Annotated in this window: 19 protein-coding genes and 1 pseudogene; 13 read left to right on the top strand and 7 right to left on the bottom strand. The window is 57.2% G+C overall.

What is annotated here, in order from left to right; all coding sequences use genetic code 11:
- Positions 1–24: 24 nt before the first annotated feature.
- Together CP556_RS18460 and CP556_RS18455 are read right to left on the bottom strand one after the other, a co-directional pair.
- A complete protein-coding gene (locus tag CP556_RS18460) occupies positions 25–1,068 on the bottom strand; it encodes a tyrosine-type recombinase/integrase (protein WP_176548243.1) in 1,044 nt (347 codons plus the stop codon).
- Positions 1,069–1,850: 782 nt separating this feature from the next.
- The gene (locus tag CP556_RS18455; protein WP_176548242.1) at positions 1,851–2,810 is read right to left on the bottom strand and encodes a restriction endonuclease; all 960 of its coding nucleotides are present in this window, start codon (positions 2,808–2,810) and stop codon (positions 1,851–1,853) included.
- 792 nt (positions 2,811–3,602) lie between these two features.
- On the opposite strand from CP556_RS18455, the gene CP556_RS25470 reads away from it, so the two are divergent.
- Entirely contained in the window at positions 3,603–4,304 is a 702-nt protein-coding gene (locus CP556_RS25470; protein WP_141551712.1) for a hypothetical protein, read from the top strand.
- Between the two features lie 711 nt (positions 4,305–5,015).
- Here CP556_RS25470 and CP556_RS18450 read toward each other — a convergent pair.
- The 3 genes from CP556_RS18450 to CP556_RS25465 form a co-directional block, all read right to left on the bottom strand.
- Positions 5,016–6,671, bottom strand: a complete 1,656-nt coding sequence (locus CP556_RS18450; protein ID WP_255291501.1) for a bifunctional DNA primase/polymerase — start codon at positions 6,669–6,671, stop codon at positions 5,016–5,018.
- A 279-nt stretch (positions 6,672–6,950) separates the two neighbouring features.
- Positions 6,951–7,961 (bottom strand): tyrosine-type recombinase/integrase, encoded by a 1,011-nt coding sequence (locus tag CP556_RS18445; protein WP_098726946.1) that lies wholly within the window; start codon positions 7,959–7,961, stop codon positions 6,951–6,953.
- Positions 7,962–8,523: 562 nt separating this feature from the next.
- Positions 8,524–8,892: an Ig-like domain-containing protein gene (locus tag CP556_RS25465; RefSeq protein WP_141551711.1), complete on the bottom strand. Its 369-nt coding sequence runs from the start codon at positions 8,890–8,892 to the stop codon at positions 8,524–8,526.
- Between the two features lie 184 nt (positions 8,893–9,076).
- On the opposite strand from CP556_RS25465, the pseudogene CP556_RS18435 reads away from it, so the two are divergent.
- Positions 9,077–9,711: pseudogene (locus CP556_RS18435) on the top strand (IS6 family transposase).
- A gap of 356 nt (positions 9,712–10,067) precedes the next feature.
- Positions 10,068–11,795: a sensor histidine kinase gene (locus CP556_RS18430; protein ID WP_098726944.1), complete on the top strand. Its 1,728-nt coding sequence runs from the start codon at positions 10,068–10,070 to the stop codon at positions 11,793–11,795.
- 51 nt (positions 11,796–11,846) lie between these two features.
- Here the strand turns inward: CP556_RS18430 and CP556_RS18425 are convergent, their stop codons facing one another.
- Complete coding sequence (locus CP556_RS18425) at positions 11,847–12,965, bottom strand: response regulator (RefSeq protein WP_098726943.1); 1,119 nt, start codon at positions 12,963–12,965, stop codon at positions 11,847–11,849.
- A gap of 175 nt (positions 12,966–13,140) precedes the next feature.
- On the opposite strand from CP556_RS18425, the gene CP556_RS18420 reads away from it, so the two are divergent.
- Complete coding sequence (locus tag CP556_RS18420; protein ID WP_098726942.1) at positions 13,141–13,962, top strand: winged helix-turn-helix transcriptional regulator; 822 nt, start codon at positions 13,141–13,143, stop codon at positions 13,960–13,962.
- A gap of 250 nt (positions 13,963–14,212) precedes the next feature.
- Entirely contained in the window at positions 14,213–14,854 is a 642-nt protein-coding gene (locus tag CP556_RS18415; RefSeq protein WP_098726941.1) for a DUF7344 domain-containing protein, read from the top strand.
- Between the two features lie 121 nt (positions 14,855–14,975).
- On the opposite strand, the gene CP556_RS18410 is transcribed toward CP556_RS18415, so the two are convergent.
- Complete coding sequence (locus CP556_RS18410; protein WP_098726940.1) at positions 14,976–15,515, bottom strand: DUF7344 domain-containing protein; 540 nt, start codon at positions 15,513–15,515, stop codon at positions 14,976–14,978.
- Positions 15,516–15,915: 400 nt separating this feature from the next.
- Here CP556_RS18410 and CP556_RS18405 point away from each other — a divergent pair, with 400 nt between their 5' ends.
- The 8 genes from CP556_RS18405 to CP556_RS18375 all read left to right on the top strand — a co-directional run bounded on the left by CP556_RS18405 (position 15,916) and on the right by CP556_RS18375 (position 23,030).
- Complete coding sequence (locus CP556_RS18405) at positions 15,916–16,728, top strand: SipW-dependent-type signal peptide-containing protein (protein WP_098726939.1); 813 nt, start codon at positions 15,916–15,918, stop codon at positions 16,726–16,728.
- A 139-nt stretch (positions 16,729–16,867) separates the two neighbouring features.
- Positions 16,868–17,005 carry a SipW-dependent-type signal peptide-containing protein gene (locus CP556_RS25460; RefSeq protein ID WP_141551710.1) on the top strand — a complete coding sequence of 46 codons (138 nt, stop codon included), beginning with the start codon at positions 16,868–16,870 and terminating at the stop codon, positions 17,003–17,005.
- A 67-nt stretch (positions 17,006–17,072) separates the two neighbouring features.
- On the top strand, positions 17,073–17,900 hold the full coding sequence (locus CP556_RS18400; RefSeq protein ID WP_098726460.1) for an IS5 family transposase: 828 nt from the start codon (positions 17,073–17,075) through the stop codon (positions 17,898–17,900).
- Between the two features lie 132 nt (positions 17,901–18,032).
- The gene (locus CP556_RS18395; protein ID WP_098726938.1) at positions 18,033–19,283 is read left to right on the top strand and encodes a vWA domain-containing protein; all 1,251 of its coding nucleotides are present in this window, start codon (positions 18,033–18,035) and stop codon (positions 19,281–19,283) included.
- Between the two features lie 233 nt (positions 19,284–19,516).
- The gene (locus CP556_RS26110; RefSeq protein WP_176548241.1) at positions 19,517–19,684 is read left to right on the top strand and encodes a hypothetical protein; all 168 of its coding nucleotides are present in this window, start codon (positions 19,517–19,519) and stop codon (positions 19,682–19,684) included.
- Complete coding sequence (locus tag CP556_RS18385) at positions 19,681–20,865, top strand: hypothetical protein (RefSeq protein ID WP_098726936.1); 1,185 nt, start codon at positions 19,681–19,683, stop codon at positions 20,863–20,865. The genes CP556_RS26110 and CP556_RS18385 overlap by 4 nt, the downstream gene beginning before the upstream one ends.
- Before the next feature lies 1 nt (position 20,866).
- Positions 20,867–22,189, top strand: coding sequence for a signal peptidase I (locus CP556_RS18380; RefSeq protein WP_098726935.1), 1,323 nt, complete (start codon positions 20,867–20,869; stop codon positions 22,187–22,189).
- Positions 22,179–23,030, top strand: a complete 852-nt coding sequence (locus CP556_RS18375; RefSeq protein WP_098726934.1) for a hypothetical protein — start codon at positions 22,179–22,181, stop codon at positions 23,028–23,030. The genes CP556_RS18380 and CP556_RS18375 overlap by 11 nt, the downstream gene beginning before the upstream one ends.
- The last annotated feature ends 48 nt before the right edge of the window (positions 23,031–23,078 follow it).

Here is a 23,078-nt window from a genome sequence, read left to right as displayed (position 1 = left end):
TTCTTAGTTACAAGTATTCTATCCCTACAATGTAGATTGATCTCCTTTAAAGAACTGTGAGGCTCTTGTTTTTCTTTGACCCTCCTTTGTTGATTCGTCGTAATGTTCTTTCAAGACACTCACTGATGCATCAAATCTCCCAGAGGCTGCTTCATATGTCCAATTTTTCTGGTCAAGGTGGTATGTGATAGATGTTCGTCGCATTGGGTGTGGTGATAATGAGGATGGACATTTTGATGCTGATTCGTAGTAAGCTGCCTCGCACTCCTCTTCATCCCGTTGGTGGGGGCAGTCATTAGCGTAGTAGCAAGGACGGGTAAGAGCGTAGATAAGCGCTTGAATATTCGATTTAGAGTGGCGTCCATTAGGACCGGTCACAAGTGGCTTTCGACCATGTTCGTCCTGTATATCTCGGCGCTTCATCTCGAGATAATCTTCAATCACTTCTGCATACTCTGGCCAAATCATAACTTCGCGTTCTCCTTCTTTTCCGTTCTTCAGCGGAGTCCCTGTTTCTGGCCGGTGCTTGAAGGTCAAGAGAGCATATGTACCGTGTTCCCGCTCTTTGCATGGTGCATAATCAGATATATCTAAACCTCGTAGTGCGCCACGTCTGCACCCTGTATGCCAGAATATTAGGAAGGTGATGTGCTTTTTTGTTCCATATTCGAACTTACTGAGGTAATCCAGTAACCGATTCACCTCTTCAAAATCCATCAATATGTCGCGGGAGAGGTCACCCTTAGCAAAGTCTGGTGTTTCTAACTTAGTGGCAAGTTCCTGCCCTTTTTCTGTCGCATCAATACGATAGCAGAATTTAAAGAAAGTGCGTAGAGTACTGAAGTGGTTCCTGATGGTAGAATCTGAAACAGATTGCCGTAGATGGAATTTATACTCGAGAAAGTCTTCTCCGCCAAGATCACGGACGGAGTCAATCTCGTTTTCTTCACACCAGTCACAGAACTGGCGTAGATGGCCTTGATTGTTGTAGAGGGTTGACTTCGACTTTTCGCCGGTTCGGTCCTTGATGAATAGCTCTGCGAGCCGTTTCGGGTTGGTGGTTGCCATTTGGTATCGTAGTCCACCATAGGGGAGCAACCGCCCGGAGCGGAGCGAAGGGCGGCGTCGGCGGTTCAAATCCGCCCCAACCCACTCGCTCACTTCGTTCGCGTGAAGTAGCAAACCACCAGAGGGTGGCATATTCGTCTTGCACTCCTCCAGCAATTCACTGAGTCGCTTCCCAATTCTGTGTGGAATCGCAGTACGGCGTTCCCTTACTCAACAAGTAGTTGCGGGAATGCTATAATGCGCGTTAATAAGCAAAAATCTCCCCCTTCTCGAATTAGCGACGTATCTATGACTAATGCTGGATTCCTCGAGAGCATTATTTCAAACTCAACACGGGACTTCAAGTGATCTACAGCATTGAGGCAGGTGGTAGAACAACCGACTCAATGATGTGAAACGCCCGGATAGAACATTCACTGCGCATACTTGGGCGTATATTTGGTAACTTGTCCAGCGAGATTTCTGACTGAGACTCAGGTTTTCACCAGACCCGTTTGGCACGAAGCTACCGGTAGGTAGATGCACAGACTATCAATGAATCGAAGCATCGAGGGGTGTGAAGAACCTCCTACAATATGGCAAGCAAATGTTCGGGTTCAGCTGGCCCACACGCACTCCGTCGAGGGTACGTGACAGAAGCACTGAATGCTGGCCAACCTCGAGAGGTGACTGCAAATCGAGTGGACATGACGATAGAGGTCTTAGACAAGCACTATGACCCTGCAACGAGGGAGGAAAAGATGGAACGAAGAGAAGACTGTATTTTTAGACACATAGCTAATTTATTTAACAACCCTTGTGTATAGTTCTTTGCCGTGGTTTTGCGACATATCTGTAACTTCAGTTCCGGATAAAGGTTGGTCATAAATATGTTCCAGTATCAAACTTGATATTTTGGCTTGACGCTGTGGTAAGATACGCTCTCCGCGTTCAGTTTCAATTGCTAAATAGAATGTGTCCGATTCCTTTGGCGGCATTACCATCTCCACACCTCCAGCACCGCTACCATAAGCTTCACTCAGAGCTATCACCCATCCATAAGTTTTTGCAGTTTTCTGAAATTTTAGCCAAATTTCCGGATTGTCAGAAGAAAACTTCACTTTATGCATGGTACCCATGACAGAGTATTCACTTGTGTCTCCGCTTTCTCTGTTAATATCGAAATAGAGGATTCTTTGTTCGGACTGGCTAATTGCTTCCCTCAACCTCCGAAAGTAGACTTGATAAACCTGAGCAAGGTCCTCCTCCGACTCTGAAAGTTCCTCCGTTGAAACTTCATTTGGTCTGGCTGAATTCTCCTGTTTTGTATTGGTAGTAGACTTGCTGATTACTTGTTTTAGGTCTTCCTTCGAAATATGGTCAATTGCGGCTTCTGAAATATTATTCCCATTTATAGTCTTGATATTGAGTTGCTTTGCGAGCTCAAGTGCCTCCGTTGTAAATCTGGAGGTAGTGACTACAATTACTGAATCGGCATCGGGTACCTGCTGTTGGAGGGTGTTATATTGTTGAATGGCTGGTCTCCCCACCTTATTGCCCGGACTATACCGTTTAGCCTGTATCAAGACCTTCTCATCAACGATACCTTCCCTTGTCGCAATTATGTCAATTCCTTTATCGCGACCAGATGGCGTTACTTTGGTTTCCCATCCCATTGAGTCCCATACCGAGGCAACAAATTCTTCGAAACGATTTGCACTCAATTCTTGTAATGAAGATTTCAACTTCTGCGGGTTTTGCATATAGAGACCCATCTTAGCTGCACGCATATATCACTTCATGTGAATTAAAACTGCCCAAGTGAATTCGCGATGAATCCATGAGGTTTTTCCGAAGATTTTGCGGCATTGAGGCGGGGGTAACGTCGATGGAAGCCACCACTACCACAAACTATCTCCCCAGTCTGTCGAAGGACCGAGGGCGAACTCACGGTCGGCGTCGCAATCCTATATGAGATCCATCTCGATCTCTACGAGGAACTTCCAGAGTGATCTACTGCATCGAGGGTTGGGAAGAACAACCGACTCAATGCAGTGAACCATACAGACAGCTACGTAGGCTATCATTGGAAACGACAGCAAGAGACAGCGCCAATTCTACGCCGAGATCTGGACGAGAGAGCAGTGTTTGATACATCGAAAGAATGAGATTACGCCTACCAAAGATGGCCCCACAAGACTGCAGTTAGAACAATGAAGGTCGTTTCGAACGCGTATATTTGGTTACCTGCTTAGAGAGATTATGAGTTTCTCGAGCGGATTTCAGGTATCTATTCTTGCGATTCAGTCGGCCCGCACGCACTCTGTCATGGATACGTAACAGAAGCACTGAATGCTGTCCAACCTCAAGATGTAACTGCTGATCTGGTTAATATGGCTATCGATGTATTAGATAAGCACCACGACCATGTGACAAAGAGTGAAAAGATGGAACGTCATGAAGAGTATCTCCGGGCAATTTAGCTGAAATATATTTTATGCCTTTATGTTAGATATATCTATAACCTTTAGTAGAGGGAACGCAAGGGTCTGATCATGGCAGAACAACATTTTCCGAATACTCGTTTTAGGCTAATATCAGTACTTCAGGAACCGAATGTACCCCCAAATGGCACTGTTGATATAGATCTCTATTTTAGCGGAGTAGGAACACCATTTCCTAATAAGTTTCAAGTAATACTACCAGATCAATCTATTCTTGATGATGAGAATGTGGGGGTAGTGAAATCAGGATATGGATACAGAGAGACAGACCAAGAGGATACAGTTGAATTAGTGGGTATCAATGAGGCCGAAGAAAAAATAGATGCTAACATATCGTACGTGGGCTTCACATCCACCCTCCCTGAATGGTTCTTTGCCAATGTTTCTCCAGACTTTGGTGAAAGTCCAGAGCAGTCAGAAATGGTCTATCCAATGAATGTGTCCGAGACAAAGATAAGCAAGAATCTGGGGAACAAGGATACAGATGAGGGAAGAAATAACGGAGATTTTGAAGCTCTTGGACCCGCACCAATGCACATTAGTCTTAACCTTGACTCAGCATCACCTGGTAACCACCAGGTGGAAATGACATTTGTTTACCGTGATGGTGCTACGTTCTGGATGGAGGAAGAATCAGTAAAGTTTCATGTGTCGAGTTGGCCTGAACGGCATCGCCTGTTAATCGCTACAGCAACTATATTGAGTGGATTCGCAGTTTTCGGAATTATACTGCAGTTGATCAGCATGATATAGGCCCGTTGACGGAAACCCAATTAGCTTAATTCACAATGAGTCCGTGAGGTTTGTCTGAAGGTTTTGCTGCATCGAGGACGGTGACAACGTTGCTGAGGCCCGCCACTACCACAAACTATCTCACCAGGCTGTCGAAGGGGTGAGGGGGAACTCACAATCGGCGTTGCGATACTGTGAGATCCGACCCAATCTCTACGAGGAACTACCAGACGATCTACTGCATGAGGGGCGGGAAGAACAACCGACTCGATGAAGGTATCACAGGTGTTCGACCACTTTGAGGTTGGAACCCACTTGCCAGGATCATCGAAATCCACGGGTGTTGGGAATAGGAAAACGGGGAGTATGGAGACTCGTAGTAGGCTCGCACCTTCCTCTTATGGGGATCCACAACGTGCCACCGGGGAATCATCACGGAACATTTGGACGGCGTGACCAGCCTGTTGTTGGCGCACGCTGACCGCGTCATTACCTCTTGGAGAAATGAATTGATTGAAGCTACTAATCCCTTTATAAGAAACATCAGCACCGACGAGAGGTACCCCGTCGCAGTACCGCGTTCTCGCAACATAACTTAGTGGTGGTTGTTGTGGTGGTATGGGGACTGAAGAAAAAGTGGTGTAACCATTCATCGAGGTAGGGTGAAGTAGTCACGTTCCTCGTGGATAGTGGATGCCGTCTATGCAGATAGTTACAGTAGGAGGGCGAGTATCACGTGGGTTTTGGGGGTACGTCCACGTTGTCGTACTCCCTGAAGTCGGGGTCTTCGACTATTCCCCTGAGGAATTGCCATGTAATCCTCGGCTTGAACGTGGAGCCGTACTGCTCCTTGAACCACTCCCAAGTCGGTTGCCAGCCGTTCTGAAGAAAGCGGCACGCAACACGGATCCGCTCCTTATGTGAGAGTGTTCCAATCCCCTCCTGTTCGGCTTTCCATTGGAGGCCTTCCACGTCCGTCCCCCAATTCTCACGAGCAGGCCATATTGTTCCTGTCTCTCTGCTAAACTCATTCGACCTTGATGCAGTCGTACACTTCGAGCCGGACACCGTGGAACCAGACGCACCAACATCGTATCCCTTCTCGGAGAGATAGTTGAGCGCGGTGTCACGCCCGCCCTTATCGCTTGTGAGCGCGTGGCCAACTTCGGTGGCTTCCCACGAGGAGACGCTGAAGATTCTGGAACTCCCGCTTTTCCCGCCGATGATGACGACCTTTTCCCCGTGTTCGTAGTCCCACTTGCGGTAGTCCTTCTTCGACAACTGGAGCGGCGCGTGAACGTCCTGTTTCGTGAACCCACCGTTACACCCAACAGCACCGTAGAAGTACGCTGGCACCATCGTCGCCCCACAACGCTTGTTCTCTCGAGCGAACACCCCGCCTTTCACGCGAAGCGCCGCGACACTTCGAGGGTTTCCTGATGCGTGAGCATATGGAGAGAACTCGTGTGCGTTGTACATCGACCACTCCGGAACTTCAGCGGGGTCTTCGGGATACGCCACCTGCTCGATGAGGGGAGTCTCGATCTCGTTCTCCGGTTCATCGCGTGTGAACTCCAAGAGCGTCTTCTCGGGGTCAAGCACCTGAAACAGATTCTGCGACCGGTTCATTTCAGGGCCAATTGTCCCGACAGTGAGGCGTTCCTGCCCGAACACATCCCACAGTACATCAGCATACGTTGCAGGCGTGCTTGGGTTCGCTCCGTTTGCCTTACGGAAGATGCGGGTTCTGTCCCAAGTCGGTTCGATTTCGACCTTTGGGATGCCGGACTTTGCGTGTTCTACGCTGGGAATTCGAAACAAACTTTTCCGATCGTAAACACTGATGTCGAGTTCAGCCCTCGCCTCATCGCAGTACAACTTGGCCAGTTCCTTCAACCGCTCCCGGTCGGCTTCCCCCGATACGAACCGGGGAACGTGAACGTGGATGGAACGATTCCCCGAGAAGTACAGCGTACACGTGTTGAACGGTGCTTCGAGATAGTCCTCTACGAACTCCCGAAACCACGTGATAAGCGTATCCGGTCCCACCTCGTGGTATGCGTCGGACTCAATGTGAACGGGACAGAGTACGCGGTCATCGTCCTCACACTCGTCCTGTATCTCTGTGGCTTTCATCGAGTAGCCACCATCGACCAGGTAGGGGTTTTCCATATCCCGTTGACGTTCATACTGCTCTCTCGAGATTTTGTAGATGGGGCTGGCGGTATGGGCTTCATCGGGAATCGGCTCGAAAATCGTTCGGAGTTTCGGCGCTCGAAGCGGCCCCTTCCCCTCAGGAAAACCATACTGGATGCACGCGCAGTAGTCGCTGTTCGACGTTGTCTCTGTACTGCTCGGAGATGCCGCTGTGGATGTATCTATACTCATAAGTCAGAGATAATGAAGACTCTCAGCGGTCTGTTCTACTCTCCCCTCGATGTGGCGATACCCTAAGAGGAACCCGATAGTTGTGACTGGTCGGTTGGAGAGTTCCGCGAGAACTTGTCTTCACTGTATAGACGGCATCCACAGGGAAATAGATACCGGTATTCGCAAGAAGGCGACGAGATAGTTCTACAAAAATCCAAATGTGTAAGGTGGTTTTGGGCGGTCGAACCCTTGGGGAGAGACAGCGAGATCTGTTCAAATCTTGCTTGACCCTTTTCCTCAGTCCATCTTGAACATCTCTCGTCGTAGATTCCGCTTCTCTGACTCAGTTCGAGCGTCGTAGTGTTCATCGAGCGTTTTCACGCCGACGTTCATCCGTTCGCTGATCAGTTCCTTCCGATGGCCTTCGTTGAGCCAGTGAGTGATAGCCCCGCGTCGGATTGGATGTGGACTGACAGAGCCAGGGCACTGAGAAGCAGCACGATAGTCCAGGGCAGCTTCGCATTCGTCTTGATCCCGTCCATGAGGACAATCCCCTGTATAGTGGCACGGACGGGTGAGGCGACGGATGTGCATCCGTAGGTTGGAGAGAGACATTCGACCGTGACGGGAAGCTAACAGGGGTTCTCGATCGTGATCGTTGGTCACTCCTTTGTGGTTCATTTGGAGATAGTCGTCAAGAATCTCGGATGCCCACGAGTGGAGATTGATCTCCCGATTAGCCTCGGAATTGTTTTTCAGCGGTGTTCCCTGATCGGGACGATGCTGCACCTCAATGTATTGTTCCTCTGGATGGTAGTCATCCACGTCAAGAGAGCGGGCAGTCCCAAGTCGGATTCCTGTATCCCACAAGAGCGCGAACAGCGTGTGACGAAGAGTAGCGTACTCAAACTGGTTGAGGTAGTTGCGAATTATCTCTGCTTCCTCAGCGTCCAGCTTGTCAGAGCGAACCTTATCGTCCGGTTCATTGAGGACCATATCTTCGATCACCCACGACTCAATGAGTCCCATCGACTTGCACCACTTCAGGAACGATCGGAGGGAACTGAGTTCGTTGTAGAGGGTCATCTCGCTGATACCGTCATTCCGACGAGTGGATTTGAAATCGGATATGTGGAAGCCGTCGATATCGCAAATGTTCTCGAGGTCGTCTTCTTCGCAGAACTCGAGGAATCGAGAGAGCGATGAGCTGTAGTTGTAGTACGTTGATTCAGCCCACTCTGGTTTCATCTCGGAGAGGAATCGGTTCACAGCCCGTTCGGGTTTCATCTGAGTTTGGCGTTCGGTCATTGTTATCTGACGGGAACGCCGCGTTGGTTGGCTCACACCGTTGGATTAGGAAGTCTCCATCACGCGGTTGCGAGCGGAGCGAGCGAGGAAGTCGGCGGTTCAAATCCGCCCCAACCCATTTTTCCGACGCACCGACGAGGAGCGTAGTAACGAGTCCGGGTCGGAAAAATTGTAACGGACGGATTTGAGCCCAGAGGGCGAGCGAAGCGAGTCCTCGTGGTTCAAATCCGCCCCAACCAATAAGACTTCTTACTGGTTTTGAAAGACTGTGTAGCCGAGTTGTCTGGCGATTTTCTGCTAAAAGTGGATTCGATTTCATGCAGTCAGCACTTCTTTTTGTCCGAACCCAGTGACGGGATACGGTTCGCTCAGAAGGACGTGCTCAAGGTCATCGAACCGTTCCCTGTTTCAGTGGATAGTCGCAGAGTGCGTTAGCGGCTGCCGCCTTATCGAACTTAAAGAAGCAGATCCGCTACGATGTTTGTTGTGAACGGAAGTGATCAATACAAGATGTGTATAGAACACCGTTCAGAAATGGTGTTTACTCTTTTGACAGATACCGTCATTCCTCAAGCGTAACATGTTGGCAATTTCCAATTAAAAGAATAGTCGGGGATTCCCCCGGATCACCTTTAATCCAGACTTCGATACCTTCCCAGTTTCCTTTAGGACACTGATTGTTCGGGTCAGTGAATTCCGGCCACGGCTGTTCAAACTGTTTTCCATCGACAGTCACGACGACGGTATGTGGGTCGGTTGTCTCAGGGAACGTTGCGTCCTCATGAGCTTCATTGTCGTCGGAAAGGGAGTAGTCTCGTTCGAACACAACCGCTCCATCATCCTCTTTGATCGTGACGGTGACATCACGGACAGCATTTCGATTATGCAAATAGACACTCACAGTGTGCGCGGGTATCTCTGCGCTAATCACATCGCTACACCCGGCAATCCCTCCGATTCCACTCACCGCTATTAGGCTGAGAATAGTGCGACGAGAGGGCATATCAGATATGTTCGGTAACTAACACCACCTCTGATAAGAGCCTTTGGGCTGAATTCTAGGGCGCTGTTCAGATACGGTCTGAAAAGCGAGGCGGTCAGAATTCTAGGTGTCCATGCCCGAATTCAACCGCCTTAACGGCGCTAGTAGCGGCATTCAATTAGATTTTGTGGAGCGAGAGGCGACACTGCGCGAGCTGATGCGATTGAGTATCCAGCTCCATTTGTCGAGATTATCATTTTCGGATACTGTTTCTGTCTTAGAGAGATTCGGTGTCGAATGGGCGAGATTGACGATTCATAATTGGGTACAAAAAGCCAATCTACAGCCGACAACGGGAAGCCAACCGGATCACGTTGCGCTCGACGAAACTGTGATCCAACTCGACGATCAGCGCTACTGTCGTATGCTGCTGTCGATCCTGGAACGAACGAATTTCTTCACGTTAAACTCTATCCAACGCGTACAACCGCACTTACGGAGCTGTTTCTGAGTGAACTGAGAGAGAAACACGATATCCAAGATGCCGTGTTTCTTGTCGATTCAGCTCCGTGGCTTAACGCCGCACTCCATCATCTTGGGCTCCGATTTCGATACGAGAAACATGGAAATCAGAATGCCGTCGAACATCTATTTAAAGAGATAAAATGACGTACCACTCAGTTCGAAAACTGCTTTAGAAACGCCGATCCAGCCACCGCTGAAACATGGTTGCAGAGCTACGCATACTGCTGGAACCAGCTAATCTGAACAATGCCGCAGTTGCATGTCCAAACTCGAGCCCCGAGTGTTCGTCCGTGTGAAACGCGTAATTCCGCTCTCTTCGCAGTGGTCCTGCAACGTTCCGGGGCACCTATTCTTCGTCTCGGAATCGTTCAGGTGGCCACCGGTACCCGTGTGATAGCCGTGTCGACATACCGGGACGCGAACATCGCCGAACCAACGGTAGTCCCACCACACCGAGGTGCCATCCGTGCCACGAAAAGCGGAAATCGCATCGGAGTACCCGGTTCGAGACACAGGCACCGTCTCACTACATCTCGTTCGAATTGAGGACAGTAACCGACCTGTATCTATATATTCCTCGAGTAACGTTTCAGCACGTAATGGGGTGGCAGCACACGATATATGCCTATCCGATCCTGTTCGCGACCGCTGTCTCACTCGGTCTGGGGGCGTACGCGATCAGGAGTCGACGTGAGCACGGCCACAGCCCAGTACTTCTCATATTCGGGACGATGAACGTTGCAGTGGCTATCTGGACCGGATTTTCGGCGATTAAACTCCTGAGTACGACCCCGGAAGTGAAGTTTCAGCTGTACAGACTGCTGTACGTTGGAAGCGAGTTGATCGCCCCGTTGCTCCTCCTGTTCGCGCTCGCGTACACTGATCGAACGGACTGGCTGCGTCGCCGCGTCGTCGTCGGGTTATTCGTCGTTCCTGTCGCGTTTTTGCTGCTTCTCTTTACGAACCCGTACGATCTCGTTATCGTCGAAACGCGGATCGTCAAGATCGACGGGCTAGTTGTCTGGCGGGCCGAAAACGGCCCGGCGTACGTCGTCCTCAGTTATGTGTACGTGTTGACCCTCGCACTGCTCGCGCTCGGAATCATCGCCCACCAAGCCGTCCGTCTCGGCCGTTCCTATCTCCCACAGGCCGCGCTACTGGCGATCGCCATCGTCACGCCGATGACCGCGAGTTTCCTCACCTCGGCCGGCGTCGCACCGTTCGACCACGACGGTGTCAACCTCGTGCCCGCCACGGCAGCAGTTTCGTCCATCGCCCTCGGAATCGCGACGTTCAGGTACCAACTCTTGGATCTCCCGCCGATCGCGTACTCGACTGTCGTCGAACGCTCCCCGGACGGCGTCCTCGTTCTCGACTCGGCCGAGCGAATCGTTCACGCGAACGAGACCGCATACTCGTTGCTCGGACTGTCTGCGTCCATCGTCGGTCAACCGGCCCATGCTGAACTGCCGGCGCTCGACGTGACTACTGCGTCGAGTCGGACGGTCGAGTTCTCCTCGGACTCCGGACGAACGGAGTATCTCAACGTGCGGTCCCGACCGCTCCGACGACGCGACGACATCGTCGGATGGGTACTCGTCCTCAGGGACGTCACCGAACGACGGCGGCGGGAACGCGAACTCGAGGCGTTTACCGGGGCGATTTCACACGATCTTCGGGCACCACTACGAACGACGGAAGACTACCTTCGCCTGCTCGATGAGTCGCTCGAGGAGACGGCCGACGAGGACTGCGAGGAACTGATCGCGGTCGCACGGCGAAACAATCGACGGATGCAGGAGATGATCTCCGGGTTGTTACAGTACTCCCGAATCGGGCCGTCGGCGACGGCCTTCGATTCGGTCGACTGCGATCGGGTCGTCTCGGCGGTCCTCGAGGCGCTCCGGTTCGAGATCGAGGAACAAAACGCGACCGTCGTCGTCGGGGATCTGCCGACCGTTTCGGGCGTCGAACACCTGCTCAGGCGACTGTTCCAGAATCTACTGGAGAACGCACTGACACACGCCGATAGCGGATCGCCGGAAATTCGCGTGACGGCGAGTCGGGGAGACGACGGATGGCGGTTCCGCGTCCGCGACGACGGCAGCGGGATCGAACCGGACGAACTCGATCGGGTCTTCGATCTCTTCACGCAGGGGTCCGGCACCGACCCCGAGTCGGGCACCGGGATGGGGCTCGCGATCTGCAGGAAAATCGTCGAACAACACGGAGGAACGATCGACATCGATTCGGAGCCCGGGGAGGGTACCGAGATCGCGTTCACGATTCCCGACGGCGAACGGGCGCGAACGCGGGAGTCGTGGTGAGGCCGACTCGCGGACCGCCACCCCCTGACCGGTCGTGAGCGGTCGGCGTCGCTACGATCGACGGACCCGCTCGAACGTCGTCGTCACCGTCGTTCCGGCGGCGTAGGTGTCCTCGACCGCGATCTCGCCGTCGACGTCCTCGAGGACGGTCGTGACGAGATACAGTCCGATCCCCATCCTCGCTCCGTCTTCGTATCGGGAGGACGGGTTGACGAGCAGTTCGCGCTGAGCGTCGGGAAGCCGAACCCCGTCGCCGGCGATCGCCACCGAGACCCGGTCGTTCGATGCGTCGACGCGTACGCTCACGGCCGACGACCCCCGGCGTGCGCTATCGACGACCGTCGACAGGAGGTGCGTGAACGCCGACTCGAGCATCGGCGTGCCGTAAATCGTCATCGGGTCGTCGACGGCGTCGGTTCGGTCGATCGTGATTGGGACGTCGGACTCCCGCCGGACTCGCGTGACCGCCGCGTCAAGCACCGCGTTCAGATCGCGGGGTTCGCGTTGTAGGTCGTCCGGCGACAGGACGTCCATCAGGCCCGCGGACGTGTCCGTGAGTTCGACGAGGTGTTCGGCCGCGTCAAGCAGCGCCTCGAGGGCCGCTTCGTCGCTCGAGTCGACTCGGTCCCGGAGCTGGTCCCCCCGGCCGACGATCATGCTCGCGTCGTTTCGGATGTCCGTTCTGATGATCCGATTCAACAGTGCGAGCCGATGGTTTCGGTCGAGGAGTTCGCGCTGATTCCGCTTTCGTTCGATGGCGTACCGGAGCGTGCGAACCAGCACCGTCGCGGTGATCGATCCCTTGACCAGATACTCCTCGGCGCCGCGCTGAATCGCTTCGACGCCGATTTCGGTCTCGTCGTGCCCGGTCAGCACCACGATCGGCACCGCCGGCGCGCGCTCGACCATCCGATCGACCGTCTCGAGCCCCGAGCTGTCGGGCAGCATGAGATCGAGGAGAATCGCGTCGGGCGTCCGTCGCTGCACTCGATCGAGTCCGTCGACGAGGCGATCGACGTGATCGAGTTCGTCGATCACGATCGGCCCCGTGGTCTCTCGGGGTTCGGTCTCCGACTGGTAGTTGCTCACTAGCCGCTGGACGAACCGGGCGTCGTCCGGGTTGTCCTCGACCAGCAGAAGGTCGACGTCGCGTTCGTCCCCGGCAGTCATAACCCCGTTCGCGTGACTCGAGCGGGGAGCCGCCGCGAGGCGATCGAACCTCGTGTGCGGAAGCGGTCGACGAATGTCCGACTATTCCGTTGTCGCACCATTATGTGACACCATGTAGAGTTTCGTGACTGTTTTCACAGGCAACAATTTTATAGCTAGGGGTGAAACGAGCGGTATGGGCCGCCCACGGGTCGATGTCTCGGCCGATGCCCGCGTGGCACTCGACGTCCTGTCGATACTCTCGAATAAGTGGCGTCCAGTCGTCGTCGTCGCGCTGACCCACCACGGCCCCAGCGGATTCAACGAGCTTCTGGACGTGATCCCCGACATCTCGGGAAAGGTCCTCTCCGAGACGCTCGAGACGCTCGTCGAGGCGAAGCTGGTCGACCGGACCGTCATCAGCGAGTCTCCGCTTCGAGTCGAGTACGAGCTCACGAGCGCCGGCGAAGAGATGGAACCGATCTTCGCGGCGCTTTCCGAGTGGGGGACGCGCCACCTCGAGACGGACGCGCCGACGGTCCTGATCGCGGACGGTGACCGGCGGCTTCTGGACATGTACGGTGAATGGCTGAGCGACCAGTACGAGGTGGTGCGCGCGCCCGACGGACGAGCGCTCGAATCCGCGCTCGAAGACGGACCGACCGTCGTCGTCTTCGAACTGGGACTTCCGGGAGCGGCTCCCGACGACGTGATCGAGTCGGTTGGCGACCGCTGTCGGACGATCGCTCTCGTCGGTGACCGGCCGACGTTCGATCTCTTCGCGCTCGAGTGCGACGACGTGCTCCGGAAACCGATCGTTCGAGAGACCGCACTCGAGGCGATCGAGACGCAATTATCGCGGATCGGCGAACCCGACGACCGGCGCGAACGGGCGGCGATCACCGCCAAACTGTCGTTGTTTCGGTCAGTGCACTCCCGAGAGACGCTCGAATCGAATCCGCAGTACCTCGAGGCTCGTTCTCGGCTCGAATCCCTCGAGGCGGCGGTCAACGACTGACGCGGATCATCCCCCTGGAAAAACCGTCCGGCGGCCTTCGTGAGGGGGCGTTCCGCTCGTACTGGGTCGTCTCACCGGCAGTTCTCCACTCGTGCTCGGCCCGGATTCGTCCACTCCGTTTCTCGATACACGATCGGGAGCGAGATGCTCGGTGAAGTAACTTACTTCAGACTCACCTTGGAGCTTACGGGCTGGTTAGCTTGCGTTTAGTACGCTTCGGTTCGTGTGACTGTCACGAGGGAATGGGAAAATGGCACGTTCACAGCTCGAGTCAGTGACGGAGCGATCTCAGGACGGTGAACCGGGAGACCGAACCGAATCGACGCCGGACGATCGAGAGACGAGCGGAGGCGCGTCGACGGCATCGAGCGACGCGGCGGAGCGATCACCGACGTTGCCGGTCGACGACGTGTTCGGAATTCTGTCCAACCGTCGGCGGCGACACACGATCGCGTATCTCAACGAAAACGGGAGCGACCCGGTTCCGATCCGCGAGCTTGCCGCCTTCGTCGCCGCTCGCGAGAACGATACCTCGGTTCAGGACGTGACGTACAAGGAGCGAAAGCGCGTGTACACGTCCCTCCACCAGTTGCATCTGGAGAAGATGGACGATCTTGGTATCGTCGAGTACGACAGGGACAGAGGGCTGATCGAACGGACGGAGACGACCGAACGGTTCGGGACGTATCTCGACTCGGTCGCCGCTGACGGTATCGCGTGGAGCGACGTGTCCGTCGCGGTCGCGACCTTTTGTCTGGTCGGTGTCGGTCTCGCCTGGTCCGGGCTGGTACCGATCGGTTCCCGCGCCGGATTCGCCGTCGCGTTCCTCGTCGCGGCCGTCTTCGCACTCGTCTCGAGCGCCCACGCGGTCGACGCGCGTCGAGAGCGGTGACGAACGCGGCTCGCTCGTCTAGTAGCCAGTGACAGTCACTGCACGCCCGATACCTTTCGAACGGGGTTGCGTTACTCGAGAGTCGATTCAACGGTCGGTCGGTGAGAGCCACGCCAGTGTTTTAGCGGGTCCCTGACGATCGAAGCACTCGCAGTAGCGACCCGCGTTTCTGCCAGAGTTGATAGCCCGTCGAGAGCCCGAAGAGAACGAGAAACGCGACCCCCCAGAGGAGGGGATCGACGATCGCCACGCCGGGCAACTCCCCCAGGGACGTGACGACGACGAAGAGCCCGACGACGCCGAGCGACCGGTAGTATTCGGCCCAGCTGAGGCCGATCGGAGTTTCGACTTCCATGTACAGCGAGATATGACGCGCCCCGTCTCGGGCCGTGACGATCTTTCGATCATCGTCGTACTCGACGATCCCGAGCTCGTCCAGTCGCGGGAGGTGCGTTTGATGGAGCGAGTTGTAGACGCTCTCGCGGACGTTTCGCGGGGCCGGTGACGTGCCCGACTCCGCCGACGCGACCCGCTCCGAGAGTTCGCGCACCGTGATCGAACCGCCCGCCCCCCTGAGTTGCTCGAGCGCTTCGCGACGGCGCGCGCTGCTCAACACCTGATGAATCTCACGTTCCGGAACTGCGAGTGTTCTCGATAGCATCTGTCGACATCCCTCCCCGCTAGTGGGGAGAGTGAATCGGGGATCCGTATGTATGAGCGATATACCGGATCGCAGGACTCTGTTGCCGGTCGTGACTGCCTCCCGCCGCTCGAGTATACCGGGTATACCCCACGGAGTCGGTCTGTCGCCGGTGAGGGCGAAAACGGTTCCGTCGCAGTCGGTCGTCGGCCGGATCGGGCGGTCTGTCGCGGAATAACGATCGATTCAATCGAGCAAACCGTCCGTTCGCGACGTGGGATCCGAGAGGGGACGCTTCGAACCGGTCGTTGAGTGGTATCGAATGGACTCATAGATAAGGGGGGACACTCAGTGGAAGAAACCAGCCCCTCCGGGCCGGATCGGCGGACTCGATCGCGGACTCCGGGCGGGGAACCCAACCATGACGGACAAACAGATACACTCGCTGTCCAGGCGGCAGCTCCTCGGTGGCGTCGGCGCAATCGGCGTCGCATCCGCGGGGGCCGGCCTCGGCACGACCGCGTACTTCAGCGACGAGGAATCGTTCGATGACAACACGCTCTCCGCCGGCGAACTCGACTTGCTCGTCGACTACGAACTGTCCTACGATCAGGGAAGCGCCGGCTCCGGCGGGACGAGCGGAACGATCAACGGCGACGTGCAGGTCGTCGACGAAAACGGCGACGACGTCGCGGAGGGCGATGCGGTCTCGCTCACGCTCGACGACGTCAAACCCGGCGACAGCGGCGGGGCGGAGTTCTGTTTCCGGATTATCGATAATCCCGCGTACCTGTGGCTCAATGGCGAACTGACCGCCAACGACGAGAACGGGTACACGGAACCGGAACCCCAGACCGACAGCGCCGGGGATGTCAACGATCCCGGCGCTTCGGACGGTACTGGCGAACTCGCCGACAGCATCGAGGCGACACTCTATTACGAGGGCGACGATCCGGCCAACGGCGTGATCGTCGAGGGAACGCTCACCGAGGTGCTCGCCGCGGCATCGAACGGTGTGTTGCTCGACGGCGACGGCTCCTACGGCGTCGAAGCCGGGGAACAAGCACCGTTCGACGGTGGCGAGGATGCGGAGAACCCCTGTATATACCTCGACTGGGAGATTCCGGTCGAGGTCGGCAACGAGATCCAGACCGACCTGGTCGAGTTCGAATTCAGCTTCTACGCGGAACAGTCGCGTCACAACGACGGCACGAACAACCCGTACAGTAGCTGATCGAACCGCGTCCGAATCACACACCACCTTCCCCACGTGACGGACCGAGCGCCTGCCCGGCAGGCTGCTCTGGCCGATACCGGCCGTTGCGGCGGTTCGACTCCGCCGGTGGGCTTCTCCTTAACGGGAGAGACGAATCATGACAGAAGACAAATACGGTCTGTCGCGGCGTCAGCTTCTGGGCGGACTCGGCGCGATTGGCGTCACATCAGCCGGTGTCGGCCTCGGCACGACCGCGTACTTTAGCGACGATGAACTGTTCGGAAGGCTCTGGTGAATCGTTGGACGGCGTCGGTTTCGACCGTCAGAACTAGGAGTATGAAGCGGGAAACCGCCGATGCTCTATGTCGAAAATCTCCCGCTTCACGAGCAAAGTCGTTCAGTTAGCTAAAAATGCTGTTGGTGAGCGAGGCGAAGTCGCCGCCCCCGAAGGGGGTGGCGGCTTCGCCGAGTATGCGGTAGTGTCGCTGCACTGTCTGCGGGTTTACCTGGAAAAATCCTACCGAGAAGCACTCGATTTGCTGAGCGAGATGCCACAAATACTCGGGGAGATCGGCCTTGAACCGACCGATCTCCCCGATCACTCGACGCTAGTCAAGTGGTTTGATAGGATTAAGACCGCACTCTGGCGAGTGCTGCTGCGCCTCTCGGCGCAGCTGCACGGCCAGAGCGGTCACGCCGCCATTGACGCGACGTTTTTCGACCGCGAAAACGCTAGCAAACACTACTGCCGTCGGACGAATTACCGGGTTCAGACGCTCAAAGCGACAGCTCTCGTCGACACAGAAAGCCAAGCAATTCTGGACGTTCACTGTACGACCGAGAAACGCCACGACACACAGCTCGGCTGGCAGGTCGCCCGCCGCAACGCGGGCGACCTCGCCAGCCTCGCTGCCGACAAAGGCTACGACTGGATGGATTTACGCGAAAAACTCCGCGAAGACGGCGTGAGACCGCTGATCAAACATCGTGAGTTTCGGCCCATCGATCACGCGCATAACGCGCGGATCGATGGGCCTCGATACCGCCAACGAGCGATGTGTGAGACCGTCTTTTCAACGATCAAGCGCACGCTCGGCGACGCCGTGCGTGCGCGAACTTGGTACGGTGAATTTCGTGAACTCGTTTTGATGTGTGTGGTTCACAACACCAAGCGATCTCTAAAACAGTGAAATCAAGCTACGTCTGGCGATTCACCACGGCCGTTCGGAAACAACAGTCTCGCATCGGGAGAGCTCGATCTCCTGCTCGACTACAAGGCCACGTACCACGGCGGCCCGGGCCGTCTGGAGGACATTCGGGAGATGGGGTACGACGGTGCGACGGAACTCGAGGACGAAGCCGGGACCTACCTCCTCGAGGAGGTGCCCGACACCGGCGATATCGACGACTGGGACGAGTACGTCCTGAACAACGGGTTCTGTGGCGAAGATGCCCGTGAGATGCTGGTCAACGGTGAGGAGGTCGCACCGGTCCATCTCGAGGACGTCAAACCCGGAGACTCCGGCTGCCTGTCGACGAGTCTCCACCTCTGTTCAAATCCGGGGTACATTTGGATGAACGGCGAACTGGTGGCAGACGACGATAACGGGTTAACCGAACCGGAATCGGCGGTCGACGACACCGGCGGCGAGGGCGAAGGCGACCTCGCCGACGCCGTCGAAACTCGCGTCTGGTACGACGAGAACTGTGACTGCGAGCTGGATCGGGAGGGAGCGGACGGCGGCGAGATCGACGTCGTCCTCGTCCTGGACCGGTCCGGGTCGATGTCCGGATCGATGGGTGCGATGATGGACGCGGCGAACGGACTCATCGATGAACTGGGCAGCAATGCGAACGTCGGTCTCGTCAGTTACTCGACCAGCGCGTCGCTCGATCAGGAACTGACCGGCAGCCACGGTGACGTCCAATCGGCTATTAACGGGCTGTCGGGAGGCGGGCAGACCCACATCGTGGACGGTGTGGAGACGGCCCAAGACGAACTGCACAACGGCTCGAACGCTCGGAGCGGTGCCGACAAGATCATGGTCGTAATGTCCGACGGGGAACACAACCAGAGCGGCGATCCCGTCGTCGCTGCAGACGACGCGAAAAGCGACGGTACTGAACTCTACACCGTCGGGTTCGGGTCGGCGGACGCCTCGACGTTACAGTCCATGGCGAGCAATCCGTGGGACGTCCACTACTTCGATGCTGCAGACGACGACGAACTGATCGACGCCTTCAGTCAGATCGGTCAGGCCATCGCCGGCGAGCGAGTCATCTTCGAAGGGACGCTCGCGGAGCTCATGGGAATCCTCGAGACGGACCTCGGAATCCCGCTCGATGGCGACCGGGAAACGGAGTACAACGAGGTCGAAGCGGGCGCACCCGCGGCCGGCGACGGCGAGGGTCGTGCGTGCTTCGAACCGGGCGTAACGACGTGCGTCAGTCTCGAGTGGGAACTGCCGGTCGACGTCGGAAACGAGGTCCAGACCGACTCGGTCGCGTTCGACGTCGGATTCTACGGCGAGCAGTGCCGGCACAACGACGGGGCCGGATCGACGGCGGACTGACCGACGATGCGCCCCACTCGATGAGCGGCCGTTCGGGGTCGGTGTCCGGCCCGGTCTGTATCCGGTCTCGAGCCGGTATATTCGGTATATGTGCCGGTATAACCGGTATACGCGTCGGTATAGGGGTCATACATATCGGGTAGTGGTACCCAGAGACCCGACGAGAGCGACACCGAATCGATGGAAAGGGATCCATGTACGAGATGATCGAACGGCGGAGACGACGTGATCCGATGAGCGGCGACGAGTTACTCGTGAGTGCCGACGAGGCGACGCTACAGCCGACCGGGACGAAACTGGACCGATCCGAATCGATCTCGAACAACCGTAACGCGGTCGGTAGTCACCTCGACGGACGGAGGACGGAGAACCCGCGACTGACGGGGACCGGAGACCCATGACCGATAAACGAACGTCAGATTCCGATACCGACGGAGCCGACAATCGGGGAACCGACGGCACCGGAAACCGGGGAGTCGTTTCCCGCAGGCGACTTCTCTCCGCGCTTGGCGCTGCCGGAGCGACCGGAATCGGAACTGGAGTCGCCGCGGAGCAGTTCCTAGGCGATACCGAGCGGGCCGGGATCGACCTCGAGGCCGGAGCGTTCGACTTGCAGGTCCACTGGGACGTCCTCGAGGGGGCCAGGAGGGGGCTCAGTGGTAGCAGCGACGGAGCGGTCCGGATTCCGATCGAGTACGACGCCGATCACCGGAGCGGTGTTATCCGACTCCGCGTGGTACACACGGCAGTCGACGGGAACAACCCGGCGGCGATCTGGCTCCGGGGATCGTGTCCGGAATCGTTCGGAACGCTCGGCGAAGTCGCGACGGTCACGCTTTCGTCCGCCGATTGCGACACCGGTGAGCCGACTCGGCTCCTGGCGAGCGGCTCCATGCGCGACGTCTTCGAGGATCTCACGACGGGGCTCGCCCTCGACGGGGCTCCCGAATCCGACAGGACGGACTGCTTACAGCCGGACGCGCCGGTGTGCCTCCGCCTCGAGTGGGACCTCGAGGGGTACGTCGGCGGTGAGTCGGCGACCGTCTCGCTCGCGGCGATCGGTCGTCAATGTCGCCACGACGGGCGGTCCTCCCCGCCGTTTTCGCCGGGATCCGGCTGCCCGCCCGCCGATTCGTGTCCGTGCTGTCTCGATGTCGGAAAACTCGAACTCGAGGCGGGCGGCCCATCGGGGATCGGGGAGAACGCGATCGAACCGGGCACCTACTCGTTTACCGAGGGAACTGCCGAATACGAACTGCGAGTGACGGACACCGAATCGAAGGGGAACGGCGAGACGGTCGCGATGGCGTTCGAACTCGTCTCCGACGACGGCGCGTCAGCTCCCGATCTCTGTCGCGTCGATGTCGCTGGCGGTCCGGGGTCGGGCCCCGGTCCCGGAACGGTAACGTACAGGCCCTCGAGCGAGGGTCCGTTCGAGACCTCGACAAGTGCTCTGACGGACGCAACCGGCGGACTGCTGTTCGCCCAACACCGGACTGAATCGGGGAGCGACCCGGACGACTATCATGCGATCAGCCACGTGACGGTCGCGATCTGTGCGGCCGACGGGAGGTGCGACTGAAATGAACGACAACGACACGACCGATGGACCGCAGCCGTCCGATGTCGACGGGTCGGCCGAAATCGAAACTGAGAGCGATGAGCCGACCGAGAACGACGAATCGATCGACCCGACCACATCTCGAGGACTCGCGGATCTTCAACCGATGGTTTGGCGGGCAGTGCGAATCGTCGGTCTGATTCTCCTCATCGCGCTCGTTCTGCCGTTCGTCGCCTACGCCGTCCCGCAGGTCGCCGGCGCGGAGCACAGCTTCGTCGTGCTCTCCGGCAGTATGGAACCCTCGATCTCACCCGGAGACGTCGTCCTGGTCGCCGGCGTCGAACCGGAGGCGGTCGAAGAGGGCGACGTGATCACCTACCAGCGCTCCGAGGGCGAGAGTCCCACGACCCATCGAGTGATCGAGGTCGACTCCGGTAACGATGTGCAGTTCCGAACGAAAGGGGACGCGAACGAGGATCCGGACCAGACCGCGATCGCCGCCGACCAGCTCATCGGGCGAGTGACCGTTACGATCCCGGCGATCGGTCACGTGATCACCTTCGTCAATACGCCGGTCGGATTCGGACTGCTCGTCGCGCTCCCGCTCGTCTCGTTCGTCCTCTCCGAGGCCTGGGAGCTCCGTTCGAAGCGTCGGAGCGACGACTCGGACGAGCCGGAAGCGGCGGCCGATTCCCGGTCGGACGGCAGGGTCGAACCGGCCGAAAACGGGATCGGCGGATCTCGAGACGGCGGAGCGACCGCGACGGAAAGTGGCGGTCCGACCCGGTCGACAGAGCCGGCAGCGGCGTCGCAGTCGACGGACCGATACGTCGTCACGAAATCGGACCTGCTGTATTCGATCGGTGTACTGGCGGTTCTCGTGGGGTACAGCGGGTGGGCGACCTACACGAGCTTCCTTCGAACCGGAGCGCCGGAGGTCGTCTCGATAACGGTGTTCACCGGTTCGACGACGACGCTCGTCCTCGCACTCGCCGCGCGCTCGAGGCTCCCCGACGAGTCGGAACTGGCCCGGACGGAATCGAACGATTCGGGACCATCGACCTCGGCTGACCCGGACGCGTCCGATTCGGACGATGCGGTCGAACCGGATGCGACACGTGGCGAATCCGACGATCATGATGCAGCCACGCCGGAGGAGATTCCACGGAACGGACCGTCCCCGTCGACGTTCGACTGGCCCGATCCGGACGAACCGTCGGAAGGCACACGAACTCATTCCCCGGAACAGACGGAGGCTGACGTACCGAGTCCCGGGACGGGGACGGCCGTCCGCGGCGATGCGATCGACGACGGAAGACCCAGCGGTGATACCGATGACGAGTAAGCCCCTCGTTGCGACGCTGGTTGCGATCGTGTTCGTCGGCAGCGCTCTGAGCGTCGGCTACACCACGGGCGCGTTCACGGACACCGAAGAACTCGAGATCACCGTCGCCGGCAACGTTTCGGTCGACGAGTACGAGGGTGGCCCGCCCAACGGTGACGCTCGTGGTCCCCCTGACGACCGCGGTCCGCACGACGCTGATACGGATAGTGCGGCCAGTTCGACGGTCACAGCAGGATGTGGTGGCGACGAACGCCTCGAGAACGGAACGACGAACGGTGCGGCAGATACCGCGCTGAATCCCTGTGACGGGACTCTCACCGAAACCGACCCGAAGACCGGCTCCAACGAAAGCAGCGGCGACGAAAACGAGACTGAAATAACTAGTCCCAAAACGGACGACGGATCGGGTGAAACGGATGATGGCGCTGTTGGATCAAACGACAGCGATGCTAACGCGACAGATGCGGCAGAAAATGAGTCGGTCGGACTGACCGACGAACCCGACAGCACTCCGACGAACGACACCGTCTCGGATACGTCGAACCGAACCGAAACTGCCGACACTGTGAACTCGAGTGCCGGTGACAGCGACGGAGACGGGGAGAACGCTCTCGGAAACGCAACTGACGGCGGCAATGAGGGCTATTCCGTCGGCGAAAACGAATCCAGTGATGGAACCGAGTCCAGTATCGGGAACGTATCCAATGACGAAAACGCGTCCAGTGACGAAAATACGTCCACCAGCGACACTGAGACCAGTAGCGCAAGCGAAGACGAGTCCGGTGGTACCGGGACCGATTCGAGCGCCCCCATCATTGCGGGAGAAGCCACTGGCGGATAATATAGGGTCACCGCGGGCAACTGCTTATCCTGATCGTCTCTTCGTCGG

The sequence above is a fragment of the Natrinema sp. CBA1119 genome (genome assembly GCF_002572525.1).
Classification (GTDB): domain Archaea; phylum Halobacteriota; class Halobacteria; order Halobacteriales; family Natrialbaceae; genus Natrinema.
Note: the sequence above shows the minus strand (reverse complement) of the source record. Positions and strands in the feature narration are given on the sequence as shown.